The organism is Okeania sp. SIO3B5 (assembly GCF_010692555.1).
In the GTDB taxonomy this organism is placed as follows: Bacteria; Cyanobacteriota; Cyanobacteriia; order Cyanobacteriales; family Microcoleaceae; genus Okeania.
Genome location: NZ_JAAHHG010000242.1, coordinates 1 through 14,360 on the forward strand (window position 1 = coordinate 1; position 14,360 = coordinate 14,360).

A 14,360-nucleotide genomic window follows, 5' to 3' on the forward strand; every position below is an offset into this window, starting at 1 on the left:
GAATAATCCAGCTTTCATCCCAGACATGATCCCTCCAAGTACAATTTGGAGAGATAACACAGCAGTGATAGCTATTCCCCACTTTTTCATCCGAAAGTTGTGATAGTATGTTGCATTCTTGACCACAAGCTAAATAGCCATGCTAAAATAGCTCCTAACCCTGTGGCAATTACAAGTTCTACAGATAATGGAGCTTGGAATTCAATACCTTGAACAAGTTTAATTGTAGTTAATTGGTTATTCTGTAAACTGAATATAACCAACGCTAAACAAATTAAAAAAATTAGCAAAAAGTTAATCAGTCTCATTATTTTTGTTTTGATTGATTTTGATAATTACCGATAATTAGGGTTTGCTGAATAAAGTCTTTTTGCTAGGGTAGGAGACAGGAGACAGGAGACAGGAGACAGGAGAAATGGCTTGGGAGCGAGGAAGTTAGGAGCTAAGTTTTGTCCCTTAATTTTTCTGCCCAACTATGCGCCTAAAATACTAACTTTTTGAGCTTTTTAGACTGAAAACCAGGTATTTTTTTCGACCCCTAAAAGGCACTTGTCTTTATATGTCAATGCTTTTAGATTTTATCAGCAAGCCCTAATTAATTTATACCAGATAAAGTATAGATTGACCAAAAAAAGCGGGTTTCAAGCCCCGTCCTTCTAGGACGGTTAACCTCAATCGCCCTTGCACAAATTAAATTGAACCTGATATACTAATAATATACGCCAGACAAGCTAGCGTCAAAACTATGATAGTATACGAATTCAAAGTCAAAGGAAAACCTCAGCAATATCAAGCCATTGATGAGGCTATCCGTACTGGCCAATTCGTGAGAAATTCATGCCTTCGCTATTGGATGGATCATCGAGGACTAGGTAGAAAAGAACTGTATCGGTATAATACCGAATTGCGTTCGATGTACCCATTCGTTCAAGATTTGAATTCCCATGCTTGTCAGGCATCTGTAGAACGGTGTTGGTCGGCTATTGCGAGGTTTTTTGACAACTGCAAGAAACATCTCCCTGGGAAAAAGGGATACCCACGATTCAAAAAACATAGTCGCTCTGTTGAATACAAGACATCGGGCTGGAAATTGCTAGACCCCAAACATATTGAATTTACCGACAAAAAAGGTATTGGTAGACTTAAACTGATTGGGACATGGGACTTGGGATTCTATCCGGTTGAGAAGATTAAGCGAGTGAGACTGGTGAGACGATCTGATGGTTATTATTGTCAGTTTTGTATCAGTGTAGATGTTCATGTTGAAACCTTACCCACTAAACGAAATGTCGGTTTAGATGTGGGCTTAAAAGAATTCTACACCGATTCAGATGGTAATACAGAGCCAAACCCCAGATTCTACAGAAAGAGCGAGAAACGGATGAAATTCTATCAGCGTCGTGTTTCTCGCAAACATAAAGGCAGTGCCAACCGCCAGCGCGCCATTAATAAACTGAGTAGAATACACCTCAAAATAAGTAGGCAACGTGAGGAACACGCCAAGAGAGTAGCGCGTTGCGTAGTCCACTCTAACGATGTGGTCGCCTATGAAGATTTGAGGATTAAGAATTTGGTGAAAAACCACTGTCTAGCCAAGTCTATTAATGATGCAGGTTGGTATCAATTCAGGAAATGGTTAGAGTATTATGGTCATAAATTTGGCAAGGTAACGGTGGCGGTTAATCCAGCATATACCAGCCAAAATTGTTCAAGTTGTGGAACAACAGTCAAGAAATCACTATCAACTCGAACTCATGTTTGTCGATGTGGATGTAAGTTAGACCGAGACCACAATGCCGCAATTAATATTCTCAATTCTGCCTTAAGTACGATGGGGCACATCGGAACTTGGATCGACGATCCTAACGCTTCGGGAGATTCTGGCGCTACTGAGGTTGGAGAAATCCTGTCTCAGCAACCAGGGTCATAGAACGAAGAATCCTCCGCGCTTCAGCCGGAGGAGTGTCAAAACAATATATTTGTAAGCAAACAGCTGTCAGCTATTAGCTATCAGCTATTAATTTTGGGGAAGGTCATTTAAGTTATCAGTACCTCTGCAATAAGGAGGCTTGACATCAGGAATATTATCTTTTTTTTCCCTTAAAAGGGGAGGCTTTAGACCAGAAATTTTAGGTAAAAGCAACCTTTGAAATTGATAGATAATAAAAAGTTACTGTCAAAGTATCCTTCCCAAACCTTATGAAGTAATTAGGGTTTGCTGAAAAAGTCTTTTTGTTGAGGTAGGAGTCAGGAGACAACCCACCCCTAGCCCCTCCCAACCCACCCCTAGCCCCTCCCAACCCACCCCTAGCCCCTCCCAACCCACCCCTAGCCCCTCCCAGGAGGGGAGGGGAAGACAGGAGAAATGGCTTGGGAGCGAGGAGGTAGGAGTAAGAATTTTCCCAAGATTGTTCTACCCAACTATGCGCCTAAAATACTAACTTTTTGAGCGTTTTAGACTGAAAAGCTTGCACTTTTGTTTACCCCAAACAGGCACTTGTCTTTATATGTCAATGCTTTTAGATTTAATCAGCAAGCCCTAATTATTTATTATTAATATAGGCAATATGTAGTAGAAAAATAAATAATATTGATTAATCTATTTTTTAATAATCCCTAAAGCGGGGAGTACTTGATATTTTAAAGCTATACCTAAATAAACAAATAAACCAATTAAGATTGCACCTATTCCTATAGGACTAGGAATCCAAAAAACCACATCTAATGAGTTAGATTCTCCTGTATTTAATTTCCAGACAATTTGCCGATCGCTTAGATAAGTTATTGCATCATTTTCAGTTGCTTCAATATTGCTAAAACCCCAAGGTGTAGTTAATTGAAACTCTAGCCCTAATAACTCACTTGGATTAACTATAACTTTACTATTAGATGTAGATAACTGCAAATCTAAATTTATACTTAATCTATTTCGCAGTGCTAAAAATAAATTGTTTTGACTTACTTCAATCTGAGATTCTAATTTAGGTAAATCTTCTGTAATATCGGCACCATAATTGTCAGATTCTTGTGCATCTATAGGTTTAAAAAATTGATTAAATTTTTCTTCTAATTCTGCACCATTATTAAAAGGAATTGTAACTAAAATTTCTTGAGAAGATATTTTTTGAGTTTTTCCTTGTAATTGACTAACTCTAGTGTCTATACTTCTTAACCATTCAGAAACTATCTTCCTACTGAAATTCTTTAACTCATCTGCTAATTTAATATGTTGCACAATTTCACCATGGTTTTGGCTCTCAAAATTTATTCCCACTTCATATTTAACGCATCCATTCAGTAGTAAAACGGCCAAAAAACTAATCAAAATAACTTTAAGCACTTTCATATCTAAACCTCCCTTGTTGCTACACCTAAATTTTGAAATACAATACATGGCAAATAATAACTATTACCAACTAATTCAGGAAAATTGCCTATATCTACCAAATTTTGAAATGCTTCAAAAATATTACCTGCCACCATTGTATTCTTAACTCTACCCGTTATTTCACCTTTTTCTACCTTATAACCTAAATCTAAATTGACAGAAAATTCTCCGGCTAATTGATTAGATTGACCAGATCCTAATACCTGGTCTACGATTAAACCTTCTTTTATATTACTAATCAATTCTCTTGGAGAAGCTTGCCCAGGACTAATACTCAAATTTACTAAACTAGGAGTTGGTTGAGATAGTCCATCTCGGAAACCATTGCCAGTGGACTTGCATCCAGCACGAGCTGCCCATTGTTGGTCCCAATAGAAACTTTTCAAAGTACCTGTTTCTATAAAAGTCTTGACCATAGTTGGGATACCTTCGTCATCAAAGGGACAAGCATAAGGTCCTATATTTGGGTCTTCAAAGAGAGTAAAACGAGGATCGAACATAGTTTCTCCCACTTTATGGGTAAGAGGGGAAGCTTTTTGTGCAACAACCTGTCCAGATAAAACAGTTTTAAATAATCTAGCGATCGCCTTTCCTACTGCTGTGGGAGTAAAAAATACAGGAAAATTTCCAGTAGTAATCTTAGCTGAATTTTCTGCCCATTGATATTTTTGGATTAATTTTTCTAGTAGTTTATTAATATCTAAAGGTAGCTCGCTTATTACATCTGAAGTAGATATTTGGAGAAAGTCTTCATTCCGAACTAAGTTACCGGAAATATTAACATTAACTAACTGATTAAACCGTTGAGCATAAACATCAGTATTAGTCAAAATTTTAATATTTTTGTTCCGAATATTAAAATCTATATTGACTAGAATATCGGGGTTATAATTATGAATCTTTTCAATAATTTCTTCACCAGAAGAAATTAATTCATTAACATTAGGTAAATTACACTCTAGTTTTGGGTAATTAAAATGGTATGAGGAAGCAAATTGAAATTGTGCAATATCGCTAACTTTTGCTGTTTGAATTGCTGCTGCAACTAAATCTTCAATTCTAGTCAAATCTGTAGAACTAGCAAAACCTAATCTACCTTGATAAATTAATCTGAGAGCTACTCCTTGTTGAGCCTTAGTTTGTAGAGACTTTAAACAGTTATTTTCAAACTTTATTGGTGTTTCCTGAGTAGACAAATAGTAAATTTCTACAGCTTCAGCTTTATTAGTTGCTAATTTAAGAATTTGCTCTACAGTAGACTCACTCATATTGACACTCTCACCGTTAAATCAAAGATTATAACGGGAGATTCTTGCGAGTGCTGACGCAAAGCTGCGCTAACCCAGATTCGTGAGCTTGGTAGCAAATCAAACAAGTTGAGTTATACCCCCGCTACTACCATCTCCACAAGCTTTCTTGCTCCGTCTTTACGCGCTCGGAAACCTCAGCGCAGGCGGTGCGCTTTTATTTAACCGTGTGCCCCACGGCTGCTAATAACTTTGATATTCCCCTGGCTGAAGCACAGGGGATTCTTAAGCAATCCAAAACAGGATTCTCAAAGGCACGATCAAACTGCCTCTACTGACTTCTTTAAGGGAAAACCTTAAAGTTGCCGCTACTTTTTTGAGGATATTAGCTGCGCCATTGCAATCGGCATTAACTAACAAACCGTTTTGAGTTTGATAGAGTCCTCGTTTAATTCGCTTGCCTGATGGCTTCCAACTTCCGGGTTTTTCACCGTATTTTGGCAAGAAGTCATCATCTAAAAAGCTAGCTTGCGAGGTATACGACTCTTCAGTTTCAATAAACTCTATGCCATATAATTCACATAACTGAATAATTCTTTCTTTGAGTTTAGCCGTGGGGATTTGTACAAACTTTTGGTTATTTTTTGCACCGATATTAATACTATCTTTTTGTCGTTTATTCCAGCCAAAAACTATTCGACCAATTCCATGTTTAAGGCAATGATTAATCACTAATCTTGCTGCTTTGTTAACAGCATCGCGCATCTGCCTATTGCGTTTTTCAGTTATCCGCGCTAATTTATTTGACCAAAATCCTTGGGGTTTATTGTCTTTAATTGTAGCTATCTGTTTGTTGTACCAACCCACCCCTATCCCCTCCCGGGAGGGGAACTAAAGGGGTGGGTGTTTACCATCAATAATAAAACTTGTCCCTACATTAGAGACACAACTTAACCAATTATCAACTCCGTGGTCTATGCCTATAACTTTGGCTTGATCTAGCTGAGGTCTATCGGCTTTTAGCTCATAAACCCATTCGACATAAAAACAGCCGTTACGAGGTAAAATTCTAATTTCTCTGATTTCTTTAAACTTAAGATTACTAGGGAAATATAAGAGAAAACTATCAACTTTAAATGCTGCTTTAACCCTTCTTCCCAGAGGTACTTTAACTTGACCATTTTCCAGCTTTAAAGCTTGCGCACGGATAAGTTATTACTCCCATTCCTCCCTTTTTGCGATATTTTGGTAGTTGAGGTTTATCAGTTAATTCTCCTTTGAGATACTTCTGAGAAAGTGCTTGATAAGACTTAAATGCTTCTGCTACACCTCTAAGAGTTTGTTGTGCTGCTTGAGAATATAAAAACTGATAATTACTATTGGACTTTAACTTCTTTTCTAAGTTGTATTTTCCCGGTATCTTGCCCAACTTAAAATACCATTGTCTAGCTAAATAAATCCCGCAATTAATGAGTTTATTTGCCGTGGTACATAAGTATTCTAAAAACGGAATAATTTCGGGAATTTTAATTAATTCTTGCTGACATCCATACATCTTTATCACCTCCTTTAATAGGATAAAATTAAAGAATAGAAAATGACAAATTTTTAAGGCGATTAAAATCGCCCGTTCGTTTTTCATCCACGCTTTAAAAAGACGTGGCTTTCAAACTATCGTCCATCTTTCGTAATTATTAAATACTCCCCTACTCCTAACTCAAGAACTTATAAAATTAAAATTCATCGTAACTTTGTGCATCGTCACGTTTAGAGCCTAATAAATCTAGTTGGTATACTCTAATTACTGGTTTAGAGCGATTTGCCCCTGTATTACGGTCTTGCCAGTAATCAAACTTTAGAGAACCTTTTACCCCTATCAAACTACCTTTACGAACATAGTCAGCAGCAATTTCTCCAGTTCTATCCCAAATTTCTAAATCAAACCAGTCTGGTTGGTCAGTCTTTCTAGAGCGACGATTTACAGCCAAAGTTAAATTGCAAACCACACTACCTGACTCAAAATATTTAACCTCTGGGTCTCTACCTGCCCTACCAACCAAAGTAACAACATTTAGACTCATAAACTATATATATTAGTAATTAAATTCTAGTCATATTAATTACAAGAGTATCTCAAGAGGATTAATTATTCAACCATCGCTCAAATCTAACACATCCTCCGGATTCTGTCCTTATCATGTAGCACTATAAAATCAGGGACAGTTAAATTTGCTTACATCGATTCTTGTATAGAACCCATTTGAGATCTATTTAAAAAGAGATGGGGAGACGGAGAGATAGGGAGATAGGGAGTTGGGGAGATAGGGAGATAGGGAGTATTTTTCAACCTTATTTCCCTTATACCTTCCCTCTACCTCCTGACTCCTGGCAAAAAACTGAATCGCCGACTAAAGATATGATCGGGGGTTCTATAGTCCTGATAGACTGAGGGTTGACTACTCTCCGGACTCAAGTCACGGGGATTCTAAGTAGATGCTACGCAACAAGATAAATCCCTGTTGATTCGTCTATAACTTAGCTGACCAAAGATATATTCTTTGGGGACAAGTCAAAGTGCCCCTACACAGTCAGCTAAGGCCAATGCCTAGCGTTCTGCTTACTTTTTGTTGATAAACAAAGCACAGGACAACTAAAGTTGTCTAGTCTAAACGACTCTCTTGTTTTCATCCCCCGGTTAAAACACGGGGGCCTTCTACGTCGCTTTTCGGTAAAAACAGAATAGAGTGCCTCAGCTATATTTATTGATAAATTATTACACAAACTTAAGATTGAATTTTGGGGGTCAAAAGTCAGTGGGTTGGATAAATCGTTTTTCTTTGTCTAGAGACATTGGAATTGACTTGGGTACTGCAAATACCCTTGTATATATATCCGGTAAAGGTATTGTTCTTCAAGAACCATCTGTGGTAGCTATTGACCAGGATCAAAAAACTTCTATAGCAGTAGGGGAAGAAGCAAAAAGGATGCTGGGGCGAACTCCAGCTAATGTAATTGCGGTAAGACCTTTACGGGATGGAGTCATTGCTGATTTTGATACAGCAGAATTAATGCTAAAGCATTTTATTAGAAAAGTTCATGAAGGAAAAACCTTGGTATCTCCAAGAATTGTAATTGGCATTCCGAGTGGAGTAACTGGTGTAGAAAGAAGAGCTGTAATGGAAGCTGCAGCTCATGCTGGTGCTAGAGAGGTACGATTAATTGATGAACCTGTTGCTGCTGCTATTGGCGCAGGGTTGCCTATGGCTGAACCCACAGGTAACATGATTGTGGACATTGGTGGAGGGACTACAGAAGTTGCTGTTCTAAGTTTACAAGGTACAGTTCTCAGTGAATCTGTCCGTGTAGCTGGAGATGAGTTGAATGATGCTATTACTCAGTATATGAAAAAAGTCCATAACTTGGTAATAGGCGAGCGGACAGCTGAAGATATCAAGATAAAATTAGGTTCAGCTTATCCGACTCAGGATGACAATGAGGCAACAATGGAAGTTAGGGGTTTACATTTATTATCAGGTTTGCCCAGAACTGTTACTATTAAATCTGCAGAGACTAGAGAAAGTATGACAGAACCTCTATCAATAATTGTAGAGGCAGTTAAGCGAACTTTGGAACGTACTCCTCCTGAATTAGCAGCGGATATTATAGATAGAGGTATTATGCTAGCTGGTGGTGGTGCTTTATTAAATGGGATAGATACTTTAATTAGCCATGAAACTGGTATTGTGACTCATATTGCAGCAGATCCACTTTCCTGTGTAGTCTTAGGTACTGGTCGTGTCTTGGAGAATTTTAAACAATTGGAAAGGGTTTTTAGTGGACAGATTCGCTAAAGTTACACCATTATATCACAAAATTATAAATAGACCGCGACTTGTTTGCGCAGCATGACCTAGGAAATGCGGCGATAAATATCAAAAATAGGGCGGTAGGGCATTCCGTCCTTAAAGCACGCGCTTGCCTGACGGGATACCGGGGCTACGAAACGAGAAGCCCACACTATAGCGTCAGCGAGCGTGTGGGAGATGTCACTTTTGTCTTTATTTATAACTGCTAACGTAAGTATTTCCTGCGGAATGCTACGCAAACAGCTAACTCGCGATCGGCTCGAGCGCAATAGAAATGAATGAAGCAAGCACTTGCTTAACTTCTACTACATTTTTAAACAAAGAATTGAAGCACAAGAATAACGAGTTTAAATTGTCCACTCAAGGTAATAAAGCTGAAGTCCGCAGTTCCTCCGGTAGGAGGCTAGCTTACCGCTGAATACTTACACTATCAAAGCATTGGCAGATAAAGGCAAGTGCCTTTTTGGAGCGAAAAAAGTGCAAGGCTTTCGGTTGCTCAGAAGTTAATGAATGTTAGCATTTTGGGCAAGAGTTAGGCAGAAAAATCAGGGGACAAATATATCCTACCTACTCTATAATTTCCATTTCTCCTGACTCCTGAGGACTGACTCCTGACTCCTGATACAGAAGTTTCTGTTTTGAATAAAAATTAATAGTAATAAAGTTTAAAGTAGTAGCAAATTTCCAGGTTTTACCAATGCAAACATTGCGTCGTCGAAGCTTAAAAATAATGAAAAGAGCTGCATTATTAATTGTAGCAATAAGTGCAGCTTTTTGGGTTAGACAAACTCAAGGGTCTTTAATTTTTGAAATTTATCATTGGGTTAGTTTACCATTTCAACCTAGTCCTGTTCAACAAGAAGTATTAGTTAATGCTCGTATAGAAGAACTAGAAATTCAATTACAAGAATTAGAGAAACAAAATAATACTCTCCAGCAACTTTTGAATTATACGAAAACTAAAAAAACAAAAGGAATAGTAGCTCCTGTAGTGGGTAGAAGTGCAGACTATTGGTGGCAAAAAGTAACTCTAGGAAGAGGTAGTAAAGATGGTATTCAAAAAAATTTTATTGTGATGGGAACTGGTGGTGTAGTAGGTAGAATAACTAGCGTTACACCCCATACTAGCCAGGTATTATTAGTGAGTGATCCTACCAGTAAAGTTGGCGCGGGAATTATTCGTAGTCGTCAGATGGGTTTTATGAAGGGTAAGGGTGGCGATCTGGCTGTCTTAGAATTTTTTAACGATCTTCCTGATGTTAAGGTTGGTGATGTTGTATCTACTTCTGCTTATAGTCAATTATTCCCGGCAGGTTTGGCTATCGGAAAAGTTGAATCTATTAATTTGAATAATAGTCCTGCTCCACAAGCTCAGGTTAAGTTATCAGCACCACTTAATACTTTGGAATGGGTGACTGTTTATCAAAATAAACAGGGTGAAACAGACAATTGACATACTCTCCGGCCTAAAGGCACGGGGATTCTCCTGAAACCAGGATTCTTGGTTCAATGAGTCCACTTAAACTAAACACCTTACGGCATCTAGTCCAGAGATGGTTCTCTCCCCAAGCGTTCGCTCTATTTCAAAAGCCTGTTCCCGTATGCCCTACGGTACAGTTCAAACCTAAAAAACTTTGGTTCTCTGATACTTGTTGCTTAGAGCTTTTCCATGTACAAGCATTCCTGTACAAAACCCCATAACTCTAGGAGTCAAGGTGCAAACGCTACAGTTAAGTAGCTATAGGTTTTTAGAGCGGTTGAATACCTTTCCGCTGTTTCCACTATAACACAAAGTCCCCCTGGAAGGGGGAGGCTTTCAACCCAATTTTCCGGTAATTTTTTTTGATGTTTATGTTTCTTTATTATTTCTTAGGAGTCAACTCACCCCCGCCCCTCCCAGGAGGGGAGCCAGGAGTTATAATGAATTGCTTTAATACCAGTTTTTAGGTCAGAAATTCTCTTTTTTATCAAAGAGACATCTCCTTCAGGTGTATTTTAATCGCACTTATTATTAGTAAAATTATTTTTTCATCCACGGTATTATTGTCTGTCTTTAATAAACCTGAAAAGCTTTTGATTATTATATTTATTACTCAAGAGAAGCTGTACTACTTTAATTGTGCAGAAAATATCTAGAAATTAGGAAATAAAGATCAAGCTTTCCAATTTTTTATAAATAATTGTCAGACAGGCATAATTCAGATTATGTAAAAAGATAAACATGAGGAATTTACACAGCAAAAACTTAGGCTCTGATTTATTTTATTTATTTCAATAAAAGCAACTTGTCTGTAAAAAATACTCTCCTTAAAGTAATTATCTGTTACCTAAAATAAAGAAAATTTATCATTGACTTGGAAAAACCCTGATAAATACCTTTGATAGCAAGTAAAAAGTATAAATTACCAAACCCACAAAACTAAAAAAAATCCGTTGGTTAAAAATTGAACGATTAACTTATACTCAACAACTTTCAAATTATTAAATTTACTTTCTTAATCCAGATGTATAATATCCGTCAGCACACTATTTTAAAATCACTAATCACTATTACTTCTGTACTACTTTGTACACTATTATTGTTCACTCGTATTCCAGGAATGGAGATTTTTGGCATAGGACCTAACTGGTTGTTAATTTGGGTGGTGGCTTGGAGTAGCCAGAGTTCAATAATAGAAGCTTTAGTAGCTGGCTTAGTTTTAGGATTAATTCAAGATGGCATTACAGCTCCCTATCCCACTCATATTATTCCTTTAGTTTTTGCAGGATTTATAACAGCATTTTTGCAGAAGCAACGCTTTATTCAGGAAGATTTTATTTCCATAGCTTTAGTAACATTTATTCTGGCTATTATTGCAGAAACTTTTATAGCAATTCAGTTAGGATTAATGGGCAATCAAACCTTTGGAGAAATTTGGGTACACCACAAACAAATTGCTTTGGGTTCTGCTGTTATTAGTAGTCTTTGGGCTCCTGTTATTTATTTTCCTCTCAGTCAATTGTGGAGACTTTAAGCCCACATTCCGCACCACAAAAATATAAGTTAAAAGTCAAAAGTCATGCATTAAGAAAAAAATTATAGTCGTCAATCGGAATCAACAATTCAGTAAGTATTTATGCTTAATATTTAAATGAGAATTTGATATCATGTCCGGCAGCATCGGAGCGTGTATAAAATTAAGTTGACAATAGAAGAAAACCTTCTGCCTCCTGCCTCCAGCTCCCGCTGCCTTCCTTCCACCAAAGTCTAATTATTCAACCGGACATGATATGACTCCTGATCGAGATAAATGAAGGTAATTTATCTAGTATAAATACTTAAGCCACCTAAGGATTTTATACTAATTTTCATGTTACAAATTGAAGTGCGGAATGTGGGTTTAAGATGACTAAGTACTAGGTTTGAAATTGAAATAAACTATATATATATCGATATAGCGCTACGCATTAAGGTGTTTGACATGAATAGAAGCTGAAACCCTTTTGTATTCCCCTATTGCCTGTTGCCTGTTACCTGTTGCCTTGCGCGTAGCGCTATATTGTTGAAATTATCAATTCAAAAAAGTAACTGTCTATGCAAAAAAGTACAGATTTTGAAAATCAGTCAGAAATCAACCGAGTCAAAGTGCTAAGTGAAGCACTACCTTACATTCAAAAATTTGCAGGTCGTAAAATAGTCGTGAAATATGGCGGTGCGGCTATGAAAGATAGTAATCTCAAAGATAAAGTAATTAGAGATATTGTACTACTATCTTGCGTGGGTATACGTCCAATTGTGGTTCATGGTGGTGGCCCAGAAATTAACTCTTGGTTGGGCAAATTAGGAATTGAACCGCAGTTTAAAGATGGTTTGCGAGTTACTGATGCGCCCACTATGGAAGTAGTAGAGATGGTATTAGTGGGAAAAGTTAATAAGGAAATTGTTTCTTTAATAAATCAAGCTGGTGGCCGTGCCGTGGGTTTGTGTGGCAAGGATGCGAACTTAATTAAAGCACGTCCTGAAGGAAGAGAGGGAATTGGTTTTGTTGGAGAAGTCAGCAACGTCAAAATAGATATTTTGCAATCCCTAGTTGATGATGGCTATATTCCCGTAGTATCTAGTGTAGCTGCAGATGAAAAAGGACAAGCTTACAATATTAATGCAGATACTGTTGCGGGTGAAATTGCTGCTGCGATGGATGCAGAAAAGTTAATTCTCCTTACAGATACAGCCGGAATTTTGGAAGACTATCATAATCCAGATACTTTAATTGTTAAGTTAGATATCCAGGAAGCTAGACAATTGATTGAAAAAGGAATTGTATCTGGTGGGATGATTCCGAAAGTAAATTGTTGTGTGCGGAGTTTAGCTCAGGGAGTTCGAGCTGCCCATATTCTTGATGGTCGAGTTCCCCATTCACTTTTACAGGAAATCTTTACAGATTCTGGAGTTGGCTCAATGATAGTAAGTAGTTTAGGACTTAATAACTTTTAACTAGGGTTTGCTGAAAAAGTCTTTTAGTAGGAGACAGGATACAGAAGACAGGAGACAGGAGACAGGAGACAGGAGACAGGAGACAGGAGGCAGGAGAAAACCCACCCCTAACCCATCCCAGGAGGGGAGAAATGGCTTGGGAGCGAGGAGGTAGAAGTAAGAATTGTTCCTTAATTTTTCTGCCCAAATCTTGACCAAAATCCGCTCCTAAATTGAACCATTACCACTTAAAACCTCGCACTTTTTGATACTTAAAAAGGCTAAAACCTTTATCTATAAAAACTTTTAGATTTAATCAGCAAGCCCTAACTAGGGAATAGAGAATAGGGATCTGGGAACAGGGGAGAAAACATTTCCCTGTCTAAGGTTTATTATCTATTAAAGTAGAATCCTCAGTTTCAGAAGCAGGAGGAATATCTGTCTAGAGATGGCTTTGATCGACATTTTTATGGATAATTTATGGATAATATATGTAGTGCGCGCTGGTATATTTACCGAAAAATTGTGGGTATGTGCCTCCCCTTTTAAGGGGATAATAAAAAAAAATTTTCATTATTAGTCAATCCTCTTCTTTTCAAGGAGAGGTAATTATTAATTATTCATTATTAATTATTCATTATTGAAACATGGCAGGAACTACCCAATAGCTAAAAGTCTGATCAAATCGGCTTTTTATTCCCCCTATTGCCTTCTGCCTTCTGCCTTCTGCCTTCTGCCTTCTTCCAGAGAAGATGATAGAGAATGCTTTGATGGCCTCCCCGTATTTTCTTTTGTTTTTGGTTTTAAATTAAATGTTTTCCAGGCTACTTTAATACCAGTAAAAATACTTTTCGTTGTAGTTTGAACTTCCTTGGTTTGTTGACGGACATTACCAAGACTTTGATCGACTTGCTTAACAATTTCTCCTGCACTCTGGACACTATCGTTAACATCATCAGTTAACTCACTAATTTCTATGCCAGTGAGACGAATTGCTTCTAAAGTTGGTGGTAGTTCGCGAGCTAGGATGTCAGCTAACTTTTCTACACTACGAGCTGCTCTTGCTAATGCCAACATTGTAGGTAAGGTGACAATTAATACAGTAGTGAGGCTCAATGCAACCAGGAAAAGGGATAATCCTAGCCAAAACAAGGGGTTGTTCACAGGTATTTTGCCTAAACAGAGGAATGTTCAACAATTGATAATGAACAATGAATAATGGATTATTAGGGTTTGCGGAAAAAGTCTTTTGGTATGGGTAGGAGACAACCCACCCCTCGCCCCTCCCAGGAGGGGAGGGGAAGACAGGAGAAATGGCTTGGGAGCGAGGGGGTATGAGTAAGAATTGTCCCAAGATTGCTCTGCCCAACTATGCGCCTAAAATACGCTCCTTTTTGAGCGTTTTA

The 14,360-nt window shown here is 37.7% G+C and carries 12 protein-coding genes; 5 read left to right on the forward strand and 7 right to left on the reverse strand.

The features are described from left to right. Nucleotides 1-86: 86 nt before the first annotated feature. Complete coding sequence (locus F6K54_RS25920) at nt 87-308, reverse strand: LapA family protein (protein ID WP_366558240.1); 222 nt, start codon at nt 306-308, stop codon at nt 87-89. Between the two features lie 437 nt (nt 309-745). On the opposite strand from F6K54_RS25920, the gene F6K54_RS25925 reads away from it, so the two are divergent. Then, on the forward strand, nt 746-1,930 hold the full coding sequence (locus F6K54_RS25925; RefSeq protein WP_293083900.1) for a transposase: 1,185 nt from the start codon (nt 746-748) through the stop codon (nt 1,928-1,930). A 669-nt stretch (nt 1,931-2,599) separates the two neighbouring features. Here the strand turns inward: F6K54_RS25925 and F6K54_RS25930 are convergent. The 5 genes from F6K54_RS25930 to F6K54_RS25950 all read right to left on the reverse strand — a co-directional run bounded on the left by F6K54_RS25930 (nt 2,600) and on the right by F6K54_RS25950 (nt 6,716). Then, a complete protein-coding gene (locus tag F6K54_RS25930) occupies nt 2,600-3,346 on the reverse strand; it encodes a DUF3153 domain-containing protein (RefSeq protein ID WP_293083903.1) in 747 nt (248 codons plus the stop codon). A gap of 2 nt (nt 3,347-3,348) precedes the next feature. After that, nucleotides 3,349-4,656 carry a TldD/PmbA family protein gene (locus tag F6K54_RS25935; RefSeq protein WP_293083906.1) on the reverse strand — a complete coding sequence of 436 codons (1,308 nt, stop codon included), beginning with the start codon at nt 4,654-4,656 and terminating at the stop codon, nt 3,349-3,351. Nucleotides 4,657-4,920: 264 nt separating this feature from the next. Beyond that, nucleotides 4,921-5,502, reverse strand: a complete 582-nt coding sequence (locus F6K54_RS25940) for a transposase (RefSeq protein ID WP_293083909.1) — start codon at nt 5,500-5,502, stop codon at nt 4,921-4,923. A 301-nt stretch (nt 5,503-5,803) separates the two neighbouring features. Next, nucleotides 5,804-6,190 carry a hypothetical protein gene (locus tag F6K54_RS25945; protein WP_293083912.1) on the reverse strand — a complete coding sequence of 129 codons (387 nt, stop codon included), beginning with the start codon at nt 6,188-6,190 and terminating at the stop codon, nt 5,804-5,806. 178 nt (nt 6,191-6,368) lie between these two features. Next, the gene (locus F6K54_RS25950) at nt 6,369-6,716 is read right to left on the reverse strand and encodes a single-stranded DNA-binding protein (protein ID WP_293083915.1); all 348 of its coding nucleotides are present in this window, start codon (nt 6,714-6,716) and stop codon (nt 6,369-6,371) included. Nucleotides 6,717-7,484: 768 nt separating this feature from the next. Between F6K54_RS25950 and F6K54_RS25955 the strand changes: the two genes are divergently transcribed. The 4 genes from F6K54_RS25955 (at nt 7,485) to argB (ending at nt 12,975) form a co-directional block, all read left to right on the forward strand. After that, complete coding sequence (locus F6K54_RS25955; protein WP_293083930.1) at nt 7,485-8,486, forward strand: rod shape-determining protein; 1,002 nt, start codon at nt 7,485-7,487, stop codon at nt 8,484-8,486. Between the two features lie 712 nt (nt 8,487-9,198). Beyond that, nucleotides 9,199-9,954: a rod shape-determining protein MreC gene (mreC, locus tag F6K54_RS25960; RefSeq protein WP_293083918.1), complete on the forward strand. Its 756-nt coding sequence runs from the start codon at nt 9,199-9,201 to the stop codon at nt 9,952-9,954. 1,051 nt (nt 9,955-11,005) lie between these two features. Beyond that, complete coding sequence (gene mreD / locus F6K54_RS25965; RefSeq protein WP_293083921.1) at nt 11,006-11,515, forward strand: rod shape-determining protein MreD; 510 nt, start codon at nt 11,006-11,008, stop codon at nt 11,513-11,515. 560 nt (nt 11,516-12,075) lie between these two features. Continuing rightward, nucleotides 12,076-12,975: an acetylglutamate kinase gene (argB, locus tag F6K54_RS25970; RefSeq protein ID WP_293083924.1), complete on the forward strand. Its 900-nt coding sequence runs from the start codon at nt 12,076-12,078 to the stop codon at nt 12,973-12,975. Nucleotides 12,976-13,656: 681 nt separating this feature from the next. Here the strand turns inward: argB and F6K54_RS25975 are convergent. Next, nucleotides 13,657-14,118 (reverse strand): DUF948 domain-containing protein, encoded by a 462-nt coding sequence (locus tag F6K54_RS25975; RefSeq protein WP_293083927.1) that lies wholly within the window; start codon nt 14,116-14,118, stop codon nt 13,657-13,659. Nucleotides 14,119-14,360: the final 242 nt, after the last annotated feature.

Bases quoted from the DNA above. Each gene is read 5' to 3' on its own strand.
- F6K54_RS25920 (WP_366558240.1), bottom strand. From the start codon at position 308: ATGAGACTGATTAACTTTTTGCTAATTTTTTTAATTTGTTTAGCGTTG.
- F6K54_RS25925 (WP_293083900.1), top strand. From the start codon at position 746: ATGATAGTATACGAATTCAAAGTCAAAGGAAAACCTCAGCAATATCAA.
- F6K54_RS25930 (WP_293083903.1), bottom strand. From the start codon at position 3,346: ATGAAAGTGCTTAAAGTTATTTTGATTAGTTTTTTGGCCGTTTTACTA.
- F6K54_RS25935 (WP_293083906.1), bottom strand. From the start codon at position 4,656: ATGAGTGAGTCTACTGTAGAGCAAATTCTTAAATTAGCAACTAATAAA.
- F6K54_RS25945 (WP_293083912.1), bottom strand. From the start codon at position 6,190: ATGTATGGATGTCAGCAAGAATTAATTAAAATTCCCGAAATTATTCCG.
- F6K54_RS25950 (WP_293083915.1), bottom strand. From the start codon at position 6,716: ATGAGTCTAAATGTTGTTACTTTGGTTGGTAGGGCAGGTAGAGACCCA.
- mreC (WP_293083918.1), top strand. From the start codon at position 9,199: ATGCAAACATTGCGTCGTCGAAGCTTAAAAATAATGAAAAGAGCTGCA.
- mreD (WP_293083921.1), top strand. From the start codon at position 11,006: ATGTATAATATCCGTCAGCACACTATTTTAAAATCACTAATCACTATT.
- argB (WP_293083924.1), top strand. From the start codon at position 12,076: ATGCAAAAAAGTACAGATTTTGAAAATCAGTCAGAAATCAACCGAGTC.